The organism is Parasphingorhabdus sp., assembly GCF_041748495.1.
Lineage (GTDB): Bacteria > Pseudomonadota > Alphaproteobacteria > Sphingomonadales > Sphingomonadaceae > Parasphingorhabdus.
In genome coordinates this window covers 21,607-37,972 of sequence record NZ_JBGTDD010000065.1, presented here as the reverse complement: position 1 = coordinate 37,972, position 16,366 = coordinate 21,607, and the positions used below count along the sequence as shown (strand labels likewise).

The 16,366-nt window shown below is 59.5% G+C and carries 13 protein-coding genes and 1 riboswitch; of the genes, 6 read left to right on the top strand and 7 right to left on the bottom strand.

Annotated features, from left to right (window positions below; all coding sequences use genetic code 11):
• The first annotated feature begins 102 nt into the window (after window positions 1-102).
• The 3 genes from ACEW8J_RS05445 to ACEW8J_RS05435 all read left to right on the top strand — a co-directional run bounded on the left by ACEW8J_RS05445 (window position 103) and on the right by ACEW8J_RS05435 (window position 3,681).
• Window positions 103-1,479, top strand: a complete 1,377-nt coding sequence (locus tag ACEW8J_RS05445) for an L-serine ammonia-lyase (RefSeq protein WP_373490628.1) — start codon at window positions 103-105, stop codon at window positions 1,477-1,479.
• A gap of 21 nt (window positions 1,480-1,500) precedes the next feature.
• Window positions 1,501-2,574, top strand: a complete 1,074-nt coding sequence (locus tag ACEW8J_RS05440) for an MBL fold metallo-hydrolase (protein ID WP_373490627.1) — start codon at window positions 1,501-1,503, stop codon at window positions 2,572-2,574.
• Between the two features lie 99 nt (window positions 2,575-2,673).
• Window positions 2,674-3,681 carry an NADP-dependent oxidoreductase gene (locus ACEW8J_RS05435; RefSeq protein WP_373490626.1) on the top strand — a complete coding sequence of 336 codons (1,008 nt, stop codon included), beginning with the start codon at window positions 2,674-2,676 and terminating at the stop codon, window positions 3,679-3,681.
• On the opposite strand, the gene ACEW8J_RS05430 is transcribed toward ACEW8J_RS05435, so the two are convergent.
• Complete coding sequence (locus ACEW8J_RS05430) at window positions 3,668-4,885, bottom strand: MFS transporter (protein ID WP_373490625.1); 1,218 nt, start codon at window positions 4,883-4,885, stop codon at window positions 3,668-3,670. The two genes, ACEW8J_RS05435 and ACEW8J_RS05430, sit on opposite strands and share 14 nt — an antisense overlap.
• 70 nt (window positions 4,886-4,955) lie before the next feature.
• A complete protein-coding gene (locus tag ACEW8J_RS05425) occupies window positions 4,956-5,633 on the bottom strand; it encodes a DJ-1/PfpI family protein (RefSeq protein ID WP_373490624.1) in 678 nt (225 codons plus the stop codon).
• An 18-nt stretch (window positions 5,634-5,651) separates the two neighbouring features.
• Window positions 5,652-5,735, bottom strand: a riboswitch (ZMP/ZTP riboswitch).
• Window positions 5,736-5,826: 91 nt separating this feature from the next.
• Between ACEW8J_RS05425 and ACEW8J_RS05420 the strand changes: the two genes are divergently transcribed.
• The 3 genes from ACEW8J_RS05420 (at window position 5,827) to polA (ending at window position 10,362) form a co-directional block, all read left to right on the top strand.
• Window positions 5,827-6,573, top strand: a complete 747-nt coding sequence (locus tag ACEW8J_RS05420; RefSeq protein WP_373490623.1) for an energy transducer TonB — start codon at window positions 5,827-5,829, stop codon at window positions 6,571-6,573.
• Between the two features lie 85 nt (window positions 6,574-6,658).
• Window positions 6,659-7,507 carry a GGDEF domain-containing protein gene (locus ACEW8J_RS05415; RefSeq protein WP_373490622.1) on the top strand — a complete coding sequence of 283 codons (849 nt, stop codon included), beginning with the start codon at window positions 6,659-6,661 and terminating at the stop codon, window positions 7,505-7,507.
• A gap of 50 nt (window positions 7,508-7,557) precedes the next feature.
• Window positions 7,558-10,362 carry a DNA polymerase I gene (polA, locus tag ACEW8J_RS05410; protein ID WP_373490621.1) on the top strand — a complete coding sequence of 935 codons (2,805 nt, stop codon included), beginning with the start codon at window positions 7,558-7,560 and terminating at the stop codon, window positions 10,360-10,362.
• Between the two features lie 38 nt (window positions 10,363-10,400).
• Here the strand turns inward: polA and ACEW8J_RS05405 are convergent, their stop codons facing one another.
• Genes ACEW8J_RS05405 through ACEW8J_RS05385 form a run of 5 tightly spaced genes read right to left on the bottom strand, consistent with a single transcriptional unit; the run spans window position 10,401 to window position 16,342 of the window.
• Window positions 10,401-10,550, bottom strand: a complete 150-nt coding sequence (locus tag ACEW8J_RS05405) for a DUF2474 domain-containing protein (RefSeq protein ID WP_373490620.1) — start codon at window positions 10,548-10,550, stop codon at window positions 10,401-10,403.
• Complete coding sequence (cydB, locus tag ACEW8J_RS05400; RefSeq protein WP_373490619.1) at window positions 10,550-11,554, bottom strand: cytochrome d ubiquinol oxidase subunit II; 1,005 nt, start codon at window positions 11,552-11,554, stop codon at window positions 10,550-10,552. The genes ACEW8J_RS05405 and cydB overlap by 1 nt, the downstream gene beginning before the upstream one ends.
• Window positions 11,551-12,972, bottom strand: a complete 1,422-nt coding sequence (locus ACEW8J_RS05395) for a cytochrome ubiquinol oxidase subunit I (protein ID WP_373490618.1) — start codon at window positions 12,970-12,972, stop codon at window positions 11,551-11,553. The genes cydB and ACEW8J_RS05395 overlap by 4 nt, the downstream gene beginning before the upstream one ends.
• Window positions 12,969-14,738, bottom strand: coding sequence for a SulP family inorganic anion transporter (locus ACEW8J_RS05390; protein WP_373490617.1), 1,770 nt, complete (start codon window positions 14,736-14,738; stop codon window positions 12,969-12,971). The genes ACEW8J_RS05395 and ACEW8J_RS05390 overlap by 4 nt, the downstream gene beginning before the upstream one ends.
• Window positions 14,735-16,342, bottom strand: coding sequence for a TIGR01244 family sulfur transferase (locus ACEW8J_RS05385; RefSeq protein ID WP_373490616.1), 1,608 nt, complete (start codon window positions 16,340-16,342; stop codon window positions 14,735-14,737). The genes ACEW8J_RS05390 and ACEW8J_RS05385 overlap by 4 nt, the downstream gene beginning before the upstream one ends.
• Between the last annotated feature and the right edge of the window lie 24 nt (window positions 16,343-16,366).

The window sequence follows — 16,366 nt, the reverse complement described above, 5'->3', positions numbered from 1 at the left end:
CAACCGCTAGCGCTATCCTGCGCCCGGTCGGCTTGATATAGACCGACGATCAGGAGATGGTCCCCGCACTGCGTCGGGGAATGGGGAGGAACAACGCGCGATATGGTCTGCAGCACCTTCGAACTATTCAAGATTGGCGTCGGACCCTCGAGCTCGCACACCATGGGTCCGATGCTGGCGGCGGCGCAATTTGTCGAGCGGGTCGCCGATAGCGGCGAGTTGGCTGATGTCAGCCGCCTTGAGACCAGATTATTCGGTTCGTTGGCGCTGACGGGCAAGGGCCACGCCACCGACCGTGCGATCCTGCTCGGGCTGAGCGGCGAACGACCGGAAAATATCGAACCCGATGCCGCGGATATGCTGGTCGGGGAAATAAGGGAATCGATGCAGATTCGCTTGAACGGCAGCCATCGAATCGCTTTTGACGAAGCAGTGGATGTGATCTTCGACCAGAAGAAACGGCTCGATTTCCACAGCAATGCCATGCGTTTCACCGCGTTCCGGGATGATCAGCCGATCGCGAGCCGTGTCTATTATTCGGTCGGTGGCGGTGCGGTCCTGGACGAGGACCAGATTGGCAGCAACAATCCGGAGAGCGGCCTGTGGGATGTACCCTATCGCTTTTGCTCGGGAGCAGATCTGCTCCAGATTGCCGCCGACGAGGGTCTGTCGATCGCGGAAATCATGCGGGCCAATGAGCGTACCCGGCTGCAAGACGAAGAGATTGGTGTCAATATCCGCGCGATTGCCGATGCCATGGCCGCCTGTATCGATCGCGGCATCCTGCAAGGCGGCATTCTGCCCGGCGGCCTGCGCGTCAAGCGCCGGGCACCACTGATCCATGCGCGACTGATGGAGCAGCAGGAACGGGCATTGTCCGATCCGCTGACCATATTGGACTGGGTCAATCTCTGGGCGCTGGCGGTCAATGAAGAAAATGCAGCCGGTGGCAAGGTGGTGACTGCGCCGACCAATGGCGCCGCCGGGATCGTTCCGTCGGTGCTGCGCTTCTACGAAAGATTTGCGCCCAAGGCGGATGTCGCCGGTGTCGAAACCTTTCTGCTCACAGCTGCCGCCATCGGATCGCTGTTCAAGGAAAATGCCTCTATCTCCGGTGCAGAGGTCGGCTGCCAGGGTGAAGTTGGTGTCGCCTGTTCGATGGCTGCGGCTGGCCTGACGGCGGCCTGGGGCGGCACGCCATTGCAAGTCGAAAATGCGGCGGAAATCGGGATGGAGCATAATCTCGGACTGACCTGCGATCCGGTTGGCGGATTGGTGCAGGTACCCTGTATCGAACGCAACGCGGTGGGCGCGGTCAAGGCAATCGAGGCGGCACGGCTGTCTATCCTGGGGGATGGCACGCACCGGGTCAGCCTCGACGAAGTAATCGAGACCATGCGCAAAACCGGTCTGGATATGAGCGAGCGCTACAAGGAAACGTCACAAGGAGGCTTGGCCGTCAATCTGGTAGAATGCTGAGTCAATCGGGGGGATCTATCGATGAAGAAACTGGGGATGGCGCTTTTGGTCCTGGTGTTGACCGGCGTGGGCGCGAGCCTGTTATTTCAGGAGCAGATCGGTGAGCGGCTATTCGCGCGGGCGGTGGAGACGGCTGTCACTCGCGATGTGATCGGTGATCTGCCGGACGGCATGCATGTCATATTGTGCGGAACCGGTTCGCCGCTGCCCGATCCGACCCGGGCGGGACCTTGCTCTGCCGTGATCATCGACGGCAAGATGTTCATTGTCGATATCGGCGGCGGTGCGGTCCGCAATCTGGGCCTGATGGGGCTGGCACCCGGGCAGGTCGAGGCGCTGCTGCTCACCCATTTTCATAGCGATCATATCGACGGAATGGGCGAACTGATGCTCCAGCGCTGGGCCGGTGGCGGCCGCACGGCGCCCTTGCCGGTGATCGCGCCGGTAGGCGTCGAGCCCATCGTCGAGGGTCTGAACGCCGCTTATGCCGCCGATGTGCAATATCGAATTGCGCATCATGGCAAGGCGACGATGTCGCTGGCGGGTGCCGGCGGCGTGGCCCGTCCCTATTCTTTCGCCGAAGGCCAGGACGAGATGGTTGTGTACGAGCAGGACGGGATCAAGATCACTGCATTCTCCGTGGTCCACGAACCGATCTCGCCAGCGGTCGGCTATCGGTTCGACTATGGCGGCCGCTCTGTGGTGTTCAGCGGTGACACGGTCAAACTGCCGATTGTCGAGACGATCTGCAATGGCTGCGATCTGCTGGTCCATGAAGTGCTGAATGCCGAGATGGTCGGAACGATGGAAAAGGCGTTTGACCGAGCCGGGCGCAAGCGGCTGGTCAAAATAATGGCGGATATTCCAGACTATCACACGACACCGGTCGAGGCCGCGGAAACAGCCAAGGCTGGCAAGGCGAAGATGCTGGTGCTGTCCCATATCGTGCCGGCGCTGCCGCTGGGATATCTGGACAAATATTATCTCAAGGGTGTCGATGCCGCCTATGACGGACCGGTGGTGCTGGGCAAGGACGGGATGATGTTCAGCCTTCCCGCCAATAAGGATAGTATCGAACGGAGTGATTTGCTCTAATTTGGAGTCCAGTCCTGTGCTTCTGCGCAGACAGGAGCCCATCTCCTGAACTGGCATTATCCGGATCAGCGGGAGATGGGTTCCCGCCATGACAAGGGCATGACCATGAATCGATACTGGCGTCTGAATTCTCGTCCCGAAGGCAGCGATGTTTCCGGTGCGCTTTCGCTCGAGAGCGAACCAATGCCGCAACTCGCCGATGGCGAGGTACTGGTCAAATCGGCCTATCTGTCGATGGATGCGGGCACGCGGATGTGGATGACGGAGCGGGAAGACAGCTATCAGCCACCGTTGCAACTGGGCACCAAGATGGTCGGGCTGGTGCTGGGCCATGTTGCTGCGTCCCGGCACGAGGGCTTTGTCGAGGGGGAGCTGGTGCGCGGTTTTGGGCAATGGGCCGAATATAGCGTGCTGCAACCGGACCTGGCCGGGCTGGTGACGGTCGATGACAGCGTCGACGATATCAAGCAGCATTTTGGCGTGCTCGGCTTCAACGGCTGGACCGCGCTATGGGGCATAAAGGAAACCGCAGGCGTGAAGGCTGGCGACAATGTGCTGGTCTCTGCCGCTGCCGGTGCCACGGGGGTGCTGGCTTGCCAGGTTGCGAAGATCCTGGGGGCCAATGTTTATGGCCTGGCCGGTGGGCCGGATAAATGCCGCTGGCTGGAAGAGGAGCTCGGGATCACCAAGGCCATCGATTACAAGAAGGACGATATCGCCGCAGAGCTGGCGAAAGTCGAAGGCGGTATCAACGCCTATTTCGACAATGTGGGCGGGCCGATTCTCGATGCGGTGCTGCCCAATATGGCGCTTTACGGCCGGATCGCGCTTTGCGGTCTGCTTGCCCAATATGAAGGCGACGGTCGCGGGAGGGGGCCGGACCATTTCGATCAGATATTGATGAAGCGGCTGCGCATTGAAGGATTTTTCTCGCCCGATTTCATGGATCAGGGCGAAAGATTGACAGCCCAATTGAAATCATGGCTCGACGAGGGGCTGATCGACACGCCTTTTGATGTCACGGACGGCATCGAAAATGTTCTGACCGCTTATGAAAAACTGTTCACCGGCGGTAATATCGGCAAGGTGCTGGTCAGGATTTCCTGAAGCGCATACCGAAAATCGACAGCGCCATGATCATGCTGGCGAGAAGGATCGAGAGCAGGGCCAGCCCGTCCCAGCCGCCGCTGCCATAGACGGCGGTTCCGAGCCAGCTCGAGAAACCGCCGCCGATGAACATGATGACAATATAGATGGTCATCAGCCGGGTCCGAATTTCCGGGGCGCGGCCAAACAGGATCGTGCGATTGGCGACATCCATCGACGCTCCGCCAAAATTGCTGAACAGGATCGGCAGGATCATGATCCAGATATTGTCGCCGGATATCAGCAATAGCAACGCGCCGATCAACTGGGAAATGGCGAACAGCATCCGGGCCTTTTCCGGACCGATCCGGTCGGCGAGTCGTCCGGACCAGGGTGCGATGAAGACATTGCTGACCGCCAGCAGAGCGAGATAGCCGACGACATCGACTCCATAGCCCATGGCAGGACTGGTCAAATGCAGGCCGATACCGAGCCACAAGGCCAGGAAGAAGCCGAAGGACAGGGCTTGCAACAGGCCGGCGATCAGGACATCGGGCATGACCTTGATGATCGGCCAAAGCGAAGCAATGAGGCCAGCATAGCTTTGGCTGGGACTGCTGTCATCGCGCAATTTTTCGTCTTTTTCCATGATGAACGGGATGATGCACAGGAGCAGGAATGTCAGACCTGCGCCAACCCCATAGGCCGCGCGCCAACCAAAATAATGGCCGAGCACGCCTGCTCCGGCACGGCTGCCGAGCAAGCCGACAGTGATGCCGGCGGTCAGGATCCCGGTGACATGACCAATACGATCCGGCCTCACTCGCTTGGTGACATAAGCGGGCAACAGATAGGGTGTGATGGTGGCGAAGCCGAGCAGCGAGGACGCCGCGACAAACAGCAGGAAATTCTGCGAAAGCCCCATCGCCAGCATCGCCAGAAACTGGCCGGCGACGAAGAGGATCACCAGCTTGCGGTTATTGATCCGGTCACCAAGCGGCAAGAGCAGCAGGATGCCCAGTGCCAGCGCGATCTGATTGAACGCCGGGACCAGACCCAGCAATGTGCCATGCACGCCAAATTCATCGCCAACCGGGGCGATCAGCGGATGGATATAATAGCCATTGGCAACCGCCACGGCGCAGGCCGCCGAAAACAGGAACAGCTTGATCTCGCTGATCCGGCGCGGTGCGGTGATGGGAGACGAAGCGGTGGGAGCGGTCAATGACTGGCTTTCGTTGAGCGGACGACCTAGCCATGGCGCAGCCCAAACGGCAAGTCCTCTGTCGCTTTCGCTAGCCGATGCTATCGGCGAGACGCCGAACCGCTTTTGCGTAAACCTGCTGTTGCAATTGCGCGACCAGTTCGGGATCCGCGACATCGGGGTGACCGCTGTGAAAGGGGGGATGCGGATCATATTCCAGACTGAGCTGGATAGACTCGGCCAGTTGTTGCCCGGCGATTTCCGCAGTCACCGTCAAAGCAAAATCGATACCCGCAGTTACCCCGCCAGCGGTGATCAGACGGCCATCCTGAACCACGCGCGCCTTTTCATAGGTCGCCCCGAATTTTTCAAGGAGACCGGTATAGGCCCAATGGGTGGTCGCCCGTTTGTCCTGCAGCAATCCCGCAGCACCCAGGGCCAGCGCACCGGTGCAGACCGAGGTCACATATCGTGCGGCACCGGCCTGATTCCGCAAAAATTGCAGCGTCATGTCATCCCGAATCACCTCCCTGATGCCGAATCCGCCCGGGACGCAAAGCAAATCGGCTGGCGGGCAATCCCCGAAGCGGGCCGAGGGCAGGATCGCAAAGCCGCTGTCTGTCTGAACCGGTTTTATCTCCCTGGCCGCCGTGTGGACCACGGCACCGGGAATACGGGAAAGCACCTGTGCAGGTCCGGTGAAATCCAGCTGGGTAATGCCGTCGAACAGCAGAAAGACAATGTGGAAGGGTTTTGGGTCATCGGTCATCGGGCTACTCCCAGGTTAGAGAAATGCCCAGGCGATCGGCTTGAAAATTTGTCCGCTCCCTGATGGTATCCCATCTTGATCTCGCCAGTCACGAACAGGTTGTTGTTTAACACCATATATACACGCGAACAATCGGTTTTGACTGTGCCTGTCGGCCAGCGAATATTCATAAGCCCGCTGGTATAAAGGAGGGATGGCTTACGGGACGCAAACCAGCGGGCAGGACCGCGCCCAATCGCTGGCAGCGGTAATCGCCATTCATGCCGCTCTCGGCTATGCGCTGTTGAGCGGGATGAGCCTGGAGATTGCCGAGCGCATCGATCCAAGGTTCAAGGTCATCCATATCACGCCGCCGCAGCCACCAGAAGCGGCCCCGGACAAGAAGCCGGCAGAAACTGATGAAGGCGCGGCCTCGCCTGAAAATCTGCGGGCCAGGGCAAGTCAGATTGTTGTGCCGAAACCGGAAGTAAAGCTCAACGTAGAATCGGTCGTGGTTGCTGCACCGGTTGCCGGGGTAGGAAGTGACAATCAGGCGGGTGCTTCAGACCAGCCCGGTCCGGGTTTTGGCAGCGGTGGTCAGGGCCAGGGATCGGGAAGCGGTGGGAGCGGCGATGGGACCGGCAGCGGCGGCATAGTCTCCGGTCCGCGCCATGTGTCCGGGGCGATTAGCCGCAAAGACATCCCCCGTTCCGTCTGGGAGGCGGGGAATCGCGGCAATGTCATGGTCCGCTTCACCGTTGGCACCGATGGCCGTGCGCGCGGGTGCCAGATCCGGCAATCCAGTGGTCACCCTGTTTTGGATGCGACCACCTGCCGGCTGATCGAGGCGCGGTTCCGCTTCGAACCGGCACGAGACACGAGTGGCCGACCGGTGGCCCGTCCTTATGGCTGGCTGCAACAATGGTGGCAGGATGGTCGCGGCCCGCGACAGGTGAACTGAATCGAAGCATCGCGCCATTTCACAACAAAAAGTTAACCATGCATCTGCACAGCAGTTCAATATATCGCTGCCATAAGAGCGATTGATGAACACAACCATGTCCAGCTTGTCGCCTGTTCGACAGACCGCCATCATTTCGGCGATCGCGGCGTTGCTGTCGGTGATGCTCACGGCGGCGGCCTATTTGCTGTTTTTCGGGATGGACAACCGGTTCTGGCCAGCGATCAACATGTCGCTGATGATACCCTGGGTGATCACGATACCGCTGGGCTTTTATATGTCGAAACAACGGTTCCATCTGGTTTGCCTGACCAACCGACTCAAGGAAACGCAAACCAAGTTGCGCACGGCGAACAAAGTTCTGGAACAGCGTGTCAATGTTGACGGGATGACGGGCCTGCTCAGCCGGGACAGCTTTTTGAGCCAGCTTGATCAATTGCGTGCGGCAGAAGCATCCAGCGTGCTGATGATCGTCGATGTTGACCATTTCAAGAATATCAATGACAATTTCGGACATCCGATCGGCGATCAGGCGCTGATGCTGCTCGGCAAGATATTTCGCAAGACTCTGCGCCGCAATGATCTGGTTGGCCGCATTGGCGGTGAGGAATTTGGCATATTCCTGCCCGCAACCAGCGCGCCAGAGGGTCAGATTATCGGCGAAATAATCCGGCATGAGATAGAGAATACGATTTTTGAACCTTATCAGAACATGCGCCATGTCATCACCGTCAGCATTGGCGTGACCGACATCGTCCCGTGTCAGCAACGCGCGGCGATGTTGGGGAACGCCGATACCGCTCTGTTCACGGCGAAGCGACGCGGGCGCAACCAGGTGGTATTATTTGAGCCCGGCATGCGCGCCAAGCCCCGTCCGGTTCATGATAATGTGCAGGATTACCGGCCAGCCCTGCCGCATTCAAATTTCCGCTGACGTGGAATTTGAAATGACGAAGGCCGCTGGCGCTGCTAGTGCTGGCGGTTATGACGGATACTTCAGACAGCAAACCCAGTCACCTCTATCTGGTTGACGGCTCGGCCTATATTTTCCGAGCCTATCATCGCCTGCCGCCGCTAACCAATGTACGCGGCGAGCCGGTTGGTGCAGTCTATGGCTATACAACCATGTTGTGGAAGCTGGCCGACGAACTCAACAAGGCCGATGGTCCGACGCACATGGCAGTGGTTCTGGACAAGGCGGGAACCAGTTTCCGCAACGATCTCTATGATCAGTATAAAGCGAACCGGCCGGAAGCCCCGGAGGATCTGAAGCCGCAATTTCCGATGATCCGCGACGCGACGCGTGCCTTTTCGCTGCCGCTGATCGAGGAAGAGAATGTCGAGGCCGACGACATGATCGCCTCCTATACCAAGGCGGCGCTGGATGCAGGCTGGAAAGTCACCATTGTCTCCTCCGACAAGGATCTGATGCAGCTGATCGAGCCGCATGGGGACAGCCGCGTCGACATGCTCGATACGATGAAAAATGCGCGGATGAACCGGGCAACGGTCGAGGAAAAATTCGGGGTCGGGCCGGAAAAGCTGGGGGATGTGCTCGGGTTGATGGGCGACAGTTCCGACAACATCCCCGGCGTCCCCGGTATCGGGCCCAAAACCGCATCAAAGCTGATCAACGAATATGGTGATATCGAAAGCGTGCTGATCGCTGCGCCGGACATGAAGCCGTCGAAGATGCGCGATAATCTGATCGAATTTGCCGAGCAGGCGCGACTGTCCCGGATATTGGTGACGTTGCGGGAGGATTGCCCGCTGCCCGACACGCTGGAGAGTTTTCTGATCCAGGATATTCCCGACGCGCCGCTGCGCGAATTTCTGTCGCATCACGGGTTCAACAGCCTGCTCAAGAAGCTCGGCGGTGACGGCCATGCCGAGCCGCAAAATCCCGATGTTGCCGACCGGAAGCCGGCCCAGGCCATCGCCGCCGCGCCTGACGCCCCCGCCATCGACCGCTCCCGATATGAATGCGTGCAGACGGTCGCGGCGCTCGACCAGTGGATTGCCCGGGCCACCGAACATGGCGTGTGCGCGGTCGATCTGGAGACGGACAGCCTTGAAAGTGTGACGGCCCGGATCGTCGGTGTCTGCCTCGCCACCGGACCCAGTGCGGCCTGCTATATCCCGCTTGGCCACGCCAGCGGCGACATGTTTGGCGAGACGCCGGAACAGATCGGTCTCGAGGCTGCGCTGGCGAAACTGAAGCCGCTGCTGGAGGATGATGCCGTACTCAAGGTCGGGCAGAATCTGAAATATGACATGGGTGTGCTGGCCCAGCATGATATCCGGATCGCTCCGTTTGACGATACCTTGGTGATGAGCTTCAACCTTGATGCGGGCCTCCATGGTCATGGCATGGACGAGCTCAGCAAGCTGCATCTTGGCCATGAGCCGATCAGCTTCAAAGCGCTGACCGGTACTGGCAAGAAGGCGATCGGATTCGGCGAAGTGCCGCTAGACAAGGCGACCGAATATGGGGCCGAGGATGCCGATGTGACGCTCCGGCTGTGGGAAATATTGCGCTTGCGGATGGTCCCGGAGCGGGCGACCCGGATCTATCAGATGGTCGATCGGCCGCTGGTGTCGGTAATCGCGAAAATGGAAGAAACCGGCGTGCTGGTCGATCGCGAGGAGCTGTCCCGGCTTTCCGCCAAATTTGCCGAGGAAATGGCAAAGCTGGAACTGCAGATCCACGAGCTTGCCGGCGAGAGCTTTGCCATCGGCAGCCCCAAGCAGCTGGGCGAGATCCTGTTCGGCAAGCTAGGTCTGAAGGGCGGGAAGAAAGGCAAGTCGGGGCAATATTCAACCGATATCACGGTGCTCGAGCGGCTGGCCGGCGATGCCGAACCAATCGCGCAGAAGATCGTCGACTGGCGCCAGCTGGCAAAGCTGAAATCCACCTATACTGACGCTTTGCAGGAGCAGATCAACCCGAAAACCGGCCGTGTCCACACGTCTTATTCACTGAGCGGCGCGCAGACCGGACGCTTGTCCTCGACCGAGCCCAATCTGCAGAATATCCCGATCCGGACCGAGATCGGCCGGCAGATCCGGCAAGCCTTTGTCGCCGCGCCCGGCCATGTCATCCTCGCCGCCGATTACAGCCAGATCGAGCTGCGGCTGGCGGCGCATATTGCCGATGTCGATACGCTCAAACAGGCCTTTGCCGCCGGCGAGGATATCCATAACCGGACCGCGCGGGAGCTTTTTGGTACCGAGGATCGCGACGCCCGCGCCCGCGCCAAGACGATCAATTTCGCGATCCTCTATGGCATTTCGCGATGGGGCCTGGCCAGACGGCTGGAGGTCGATCCGGATGAAGCGCAGAATATGATCGACACCTATTTCCAGCGTTTCCCCGGGATCAACCATTATATCTCGACCACGCTCCAGTCGGTCCGCGAGACCGGCTATACCGAAACCCTGTTTGGCCGCAAAACCTGGTTCGAACGGATCCGGTCGAGCAATCAGGCCGAACGCCAGGGTAGCGAGCGCGCGGCGATCAACGCGCCGATTCAGGGGACCAGTGCCGATATCATCAAGCGGGCGATGGCGCGCATGGGCCCGGCGTTGACCGAAGCAGGGCTGGGCGGTGTGAAGATGCTGATGCAGGTGCATGATGAACTGGTGTTCGAAGTACCGGAGGCGGATGTGGGTGCAGCAAGCGAGGTGATTCGCAGCGTCATGTCCGGTGCGGCGGAACCGGCTGTCACATTATCCGTGCCGCTGGATGTGGATATCGGGACAGGCAAAAGCTGGGACGAAGCGCATTGAGCTGACGGCAGAATGGACCAGGTGACCGTTCGGCCGTGTCAGGTCTTTATCCAGAAGCGGATGAACAGGCCAACCGCGCCGATTGCCAGCACGCCCATTGCCCAGTAAGCCAGCAGCCAGAGCAGCCGCCCGGCCAAGGGCGCGCGATCGGCTGCCTTGCCTTTCGATGAAAGGGGATCAAAAGCCATTAGTGATAACCGTCCGATCCGACCTTCCCGCGAAAGACCCAATAAGCCCATCCCGTATAAGCGAGAATGATCGGCACCATGATGCCTGCGCCAATCAACATGAACAGTTGGCTCTCATAGGGGGCGGCGGCTTCCCAGATCGTGACCCGGCCGGGGATCACATCCGGCCACATTGAGACGGCCAGGCCAACGAGACTCAATCCGAACAGGGCGAGCGCATAGAAAAAGGGTGCGGCCTCCTGATGTTTGGACAGGCTGCGGAAAAACAACACCGAGATGATCAGGGTCGCGAGCGGGATCTGGGCGGTCGCGAGGACGCCGGGATAGGCCAGCCAGCGTGTATAATATTCCGCTTCGAGCAACGGCGTCGCGGCGCTTACCGCAGCAATGGCGACGAGCAGCAATATCCCCAGGCGTCCGGCATAGCTGTAACATTGCCGCTGCAACGGCCCTTCGGTTTTCCAGATCAGCCAGCAGCAGCCGAGCAGGGCATAGCCGGCCAGTAGTGCAAAGCCGGTCAGCAGGCTGAATGGCGTCAGCCATTCCCACCAGCCGCCCGCATAGGCGCGGCCTTCCACCGATATCCCCTGCAGCAAGGCACCCAGCGTGATCCCCTGGGCAAAGGTCGCGATGACCGACCCGGCGGTAAAGGCAAAATCCCAGCCGGCACGGTGGCCGGGATCGCGCCAGCGGAATTCGAAGGCCACGCCGCGCAGCACCAGCCCCAGCAACATCGCAATCAATGGCGCGTAGAGCGCCGGCAGGATGATGGCATAGGCCAGCGGGAAAGCGGCGAGCAAGCCGCCGCCGCCCAGGACCAGCCAGGTTTCATTGCCGTCCCATACCGGCGCAATGCTGTTCATCGCGGTGTCGCGATTGGGACCGACCTTGAAATTGGGAAACAGGATACCGATGCCGAGATCAAAGCCGTCCATGATCACATAGACCACCACGGCAAAGGCGATGATGCCGGCCCAGATAACGGTCAGGTCGATGCCGCTCATGTCGCCACTCCTCTATCGTCTTCACCTTCCAGTATCGCGGCTGCAGGGGTAATTCCTGCCGTGCGGATGGGGGCGTCATCCGGTGTTGCTTCATGGGCTTCCGGCGGTTTGGCCACGAGCTTGAACAAATAGACAATGCCGGCACCGAAGACGATGAAATAGACAATAACGAAAGCCAGTAAGGAAGCGGCAACCGCTGGTGCATCGAGCGGGGCAGCGCTCTCGCTGGTGCGCAACAGGCCGTAGACTGTGAAGGGCTGGCGTCCGACCTCGGTCGTGACCCAGCCAGCGAGCACGGCGATAAATCCGGACGGCCCCATCAGCACGGCAGCGCGGAGCAGCCAGGGCGAGTCGAAGAATTTCCTGCGCGCGCGGGCGTACAGGCTCCACAGGCCGAGGCCCAGCATCGCGAAGCCAAGGCCAACCATGATCCGGAATGACCAGAACACGATTCCGACCGGGGGCTGGTCTGCCTCGGGAATCGTATCCAGTCCGGCCATTGGCGCGTTGAGATCATGTTTGAGAATCAGCGATGATGCCTTGGGTATCTGGATGGCATAATCGACGCGCTTTTCCTCGCTGTTGGGAATGCCGAACAGGATCAGTGGCGCACCCTCTGGATGGCTCTGATAATGGCCTTCCATCGCCATCACCTTCGCGGGCTGATATTCGAGCGTATTGAGACCGTGCAAATCACCAGCGAATATCTGCGCCGGTGCGACCAGGGCCGCCATCCACATCGCCATAGAGAACATTTTGCGCGCGCCCGGATTGGTCTTGTCTTTGAGCAGATGCCAGGCGCCAACCGCACCAACTGCAAAGGCAGTGGTCAGATAGGTCGCCAGCAATGTATGGGCCAGGCGATAGGGGAAGCTGGGATTCCAGACAATGTCCCACCAGCTCGCCGCAGGAACGAATTGTCCGACATCGTTGATCGCAAAGCCGACCGGCGTCTGCATCCAGCTGTTGACCGACAGGATCCAGAAAGCGGAGATGAAGGTGCCCACCGCCACCGCCAATGTCGCGACAAAATGCAGCTTGCGACCGACCTTGTTGATCCCGAACAGCATCACCCCGAGGAAGCCGGCTTCGAGGAAAAATGCGGTCAGCACCTCATAGGCCATGAGTGGACCGATGACCGGCCCGGCCTTGTCGGAGAACACCGACCAGTTGGTCCCGAACTGATAGGACATGACGATGCCGGACACGACACCCATCGCGAACACTATGGCAAAAATCTTGAGCCAGTAGCGATACAGGTTTGCATAGACGCCATTGTCGGTTTTCAGCCAGAGACCTTCCAGCACCGCCAGATAGCTGGCGATGCCGATGGTGAAAGCGGGAAACAGGAAATGGAAGCTGACGGTAAAGGCGAACTGGATCCGCGCGAGATTGATTGCGAGATCATTTTCCATCATATCATGCCTCTTGCCATCCAGTCGTCGGTGATATTGTCGGCCTTGTCTTCGGCGTCTGCAATTGCAATTAACGCCGAATAAGCTCCATTTTGTGAAAGAAACACCTTGCCTGACAGTTGCTCGAGAAAATGGGATCGCTGCAGGCGATCCATCACCGGACCCTTGACTTCAGACAGATGGAGCGAAATCCCGCCATCTTCGAGACGGTGGTTGATTGCCTCGATGCTTTCCAGCGCCGAAGCATCGATCGCGTTGACCGCCGAGCACATCAGCACAACGTGGCGCACGCTTTTCTGTTCGGCGACCTGTTCGAGAATGAACTCCTCGAGCCAGCGCGCATTGAGATAGGTCAGGCTTTCATCAATACGGATGGTCAGGATGCGGGGGTCGGTGAAAACCTGGTGCCGGTTGACGTTGCGAAAATGTTCGGTTTCGGGAACGCGCCCGACGATGGCGGCATGGGGACGCGAGCTGCGCCACAGGAATAGAGCAAGGCTGAGAGCGACTCCTGCAATCACGCCGGGCTCTACCCCGGCGAACAGGGTGACACCGATGGTCGCCGCCATCGCGGCAAAATCGGCCTTGGAGTAGCGCCAGATTGTCCGGGGAGTCTTGAAGTCGACCAGACTGAGCACGGCGACTATGATGGTTGCGGCCAAGGTTGCGATCGGCAAGGAAGACAGCAGTGGGGTGAGAAACAGCGCCGCCAACGCGATTCCGACTGCGGTAAAGGCACCTGCGGCCGGTGTCTCGGCGCCGGCATCAAAATTCACCACCGATCGTGCAAATCCGCCCGTAACCGGATAGCCACCGGAAAAGGCTGCCGAGATATTGGCCGCGCCAAGGCCGATCAGTTCCTGATCGGGATCAATTCGCTGACGCCGCTTCGCCGCCAATGTCTGACCGACCGATACCGATTCGACAAATCCGATGATGCTGAGCAGCAAGGCCGGAATGGCCAGCGTTCGCCAAAGCTCCAGATCGACCAGCGGTACGGAAAAGGGTGGCAGGCTGCGCGGGATATCGCCGACCACCTTGACCCCCTGGGCCTCGAGTCCGAACATGATCGTGACGATGGTCGACACGGCAACGGCAGCGATCGGTCCGGCCTTGGCCAGCAGTTCCGCCGGGCGCGCCGGGATGCCAAGGCGCATCAGCAAGGGCTTCAACCCCTTGCGGACCCAGAATAGAAAGGCGGTCGCCGAAACGCCGATAATCAGCGTGGGCAGATTGGTTGTCCCGATGGTAGCGGCAATGCTGGAAACCAGCTCCGGCATGGCAGCACCGCTCGCCTGAATCCCCAGGATCGACTTGATCTGGCTGGTGGCGATGATGATGCCGCTGGCGGTGATAAAGCCCGATACGACCGGGTGGGACAGCAGATTGGCCAAAAAGCCCAGCTTGAATATGCCCAGCAGCAGCAGGAACAGGCCGGAGAGCAGCGCCAATACCAAGGCTGCTGCGATAAATTCCGCGCTGCCGGGAGGAGCGACGGCGCTGGCTGCGGTCAGCGTCATCAGCGACACCACCGCAACCGGCCCGACCGCCAATGTCCGGCTGGTTCCAAAAATCGCATAGGCTATGAGCGGCAAGATTGAAGCGTAGAGTCCGATTTCGGGCGGCAGTCCCGCGAGCATGGCATAGGCCAAGCTTTGCGGAATCAGCATGATCGTCACGATGATCGCGGCCACGCCGTCATTGGTCAGCGTCGTGCCATTATAGCGACTGCCCCAATCCAGAATTGGCAAATAGCGCGAAATTTTCATGCGCTATCTTGTTCTGTACCGATGCGGTGGGGTTTGACCATCCATTCGCGTCCCTTGAGCATGCCATGCCAGTAAACCGGCGGCAGGATGGTGTCCTTGAGCAGCCACGACAGCCGCGAGGGCCTGGTACCGTCGATCAGCCAATGGGGGAAGCTCGGTAGCAATTTGCCGCCATAGCCGAATTCGGCCAGCACCACCTTGCCGCGCTCGACGGTCAGCGGGCAACTGCCATAGCCATCATAATCGGCGACCGGCGGCTTGCCGTCGAGTGCGGCGAGGGCGTTGACGGCAACAACCGGGGCCTGTTTGCGAACGGCGGCCATGGTCTTGGCATTCGGGGCGCTGCAAGCATCTCCCAGCGAGAATATATTGGCATATTTTGTGTGTCGCAGGGTGGCCTGATCGACATCGACGTAGCCATTCTCGGCTGCCAGCGGACTGGAACGAATGAAATCGGGGGCTGCTTGTGGCGGCACCACATGAAGCATGTCGAATGCCACTTCGACATGCTTGGTTGCCTCGCCATGTTTCTGTTCGAAGGTGGCAATCCGGGCTTCGCCATCCACGGCGACCAGCCTCGATTCGAGGTTCAGATGCGCGTTGTAACGCTCCACATATTCCATCAGGGCCGGCACATATTCCTTGACGCCGAACAGCACTGCACCCGCATTATGGAACTGCACGTCAATATTGCCCAACACACCTTCTTTTTCCCATTTGCTGCAGGACAGATACATCGCCTTCTGCGGAGCGCCGGCACATTTTATCGGCATCGGCGGCTGGGTGAACAAGGCTCTCCCGCCGGTCAAGCCCTTCACCAGACGGAACGTATAGGGAGCAAGATCAAAGCGGTAGTTGGATGTGACGCCGTTTTTGCCCAACGTCTCGGGCAGTCCGTCAATCGCTTCCCAGTCGAGCTTGATCCCCGGACAGACGATCAGAACGTCATATCCGATTGCCTGTCCGTCTGCCGTATGGATGAAATTATGATCGGGATCAAATGCCGTTACGGCCGACTTGATCCATAGCGCCCGGTCCGGGATCAGGTCCTTTTCCTTGCGGTGCGTGAACTCCGCCGAAAAAGCCCCGCCCCCCACCATTGTCCAGCCGGGCTGGTAATAATGGTCCTCCGCCGGGTCGATTATTGCGAGCGTAATATTCTTGTTGCGCTTCAGGATGCTCGCAGCAGTAGCGATGCCACCGGTGCCGCCGCCGACAATGACAATATTGAATCTTGAGGAAGAAACAGCCTTTTTGCTGCTCGCTGGCTGCGTCATTTTCGTCAAATGCGTCGAACGGGTACCGGATCGGCAATAGGCCAGTGCCGGGGTGGGCAGGGTGGCGAGTGCCGCCGCCATTTCTTCACCGTCCTGATCGGTGATCGCACCGGCTATCGCCGGTACATAGGCAAAACGCAGGCCTGCTTTGGCTGCCGCCTCTGCCATCGCGCTCGAACGGGGATGCTCACCGTCTTCGTCATCGGGCCGGTTGCAGATGATCGATTTGAAACCGGCCTTCGCCAGTGTCGCGACATCCTCAAGCTCCAGCTGCGGTGATACGCTCACGCGATCGTCCAGCCTGGTAATTTTTGGCTTGCTTGTCATCGGACGTCCTTTTCGGTTCAGTCT

Bases quoted from the DNA above. Each gene is read 5' to 3' on its own strand.
- ACEW8J_RS05445 (WP_373490628.1), top strand. From the start codon at position 103: ATGGTCTGCAGCACCTTCGAACTATTCAAGATTGGCGTCGGACCCTCG.
- ACEW8J_RS05440 (WP_373490627.1), top strand. From the start codon at position 1,501: ATGAAGAAACTGGGGATGGCGCTTTTGGTCCTGGTGTTGACCGGCGTG.
- ACEW8J_RS05435 (WP_373490626.1), top strand. From the start codon at position 2,674: ATGACCATGAATCGATACTGGCGTCTGAATTCTCGTCCCGAAGGCAGC.
- ACEW8J_RS05425 (WP_373490624.1), bottom strand. From the start codon at position 5,633: ATGACCGATGACCCAAAACCCTTCCACATTGTCTTTCTGCTGTTCGAC.
- ACEW8J_RS05420 (WP_373490623.1), top strand. From the start codon at position 5,827: ATGGCTTACGGGACGCAAACCAGCGGGCAGGACCGCGCCCAATCGCTG.
- ACEW8J_RS05415 (WP_373490622.1), top strand. From the start codon at position 6,659: ATGAACACAACCATGTCCAGCTTGTCGCCTGTTCGACAGACCGCCATC.
- polA (WP_373490621.1), top strand. From the start codon at position 7,558: ATGACGGATACTTCAGACAGCAAACCCAGTCACCTCTATCTGGTTGAC.
- ACEW8J_RS05405 (WP_373490620.1), bottom strand. From the start codon at position 10,550: ATGGCTTTTGATCCCCTTTCATCGAAAGGCAAGGCAGCCGATCGCGCG.
- cydB (WP_373490619.1), bottom strand. From the start codon at position 11,554: ATGAGCGGCATCGACCTGACCGTTATCTGGGCCGGCATCATCGCCTTT.
- ACEW8J_RS05395 (WP_373490618.1), bottom strand. From the start codon at position 12,972: ATGATGGAAAATGATCTCGCAATCAATCTCGCGCGGATCCAGTTCGCC.
- ACEW8J_RS05390 (WP_373490617.1), bottom strand. From the start codon at position 14,738: ATGAAAATTTCGCGCTATTTGCCAATTCTGGATTGGGGCAGTCGCTAT.
- ACEW8J_RS05385 (WP_373490616.1), bottom strand. From the start codon at position 16,342: ATGACAAGCAAGCCAAAAATTACCAGGCTGGACGATCGCGTGAGCGTA.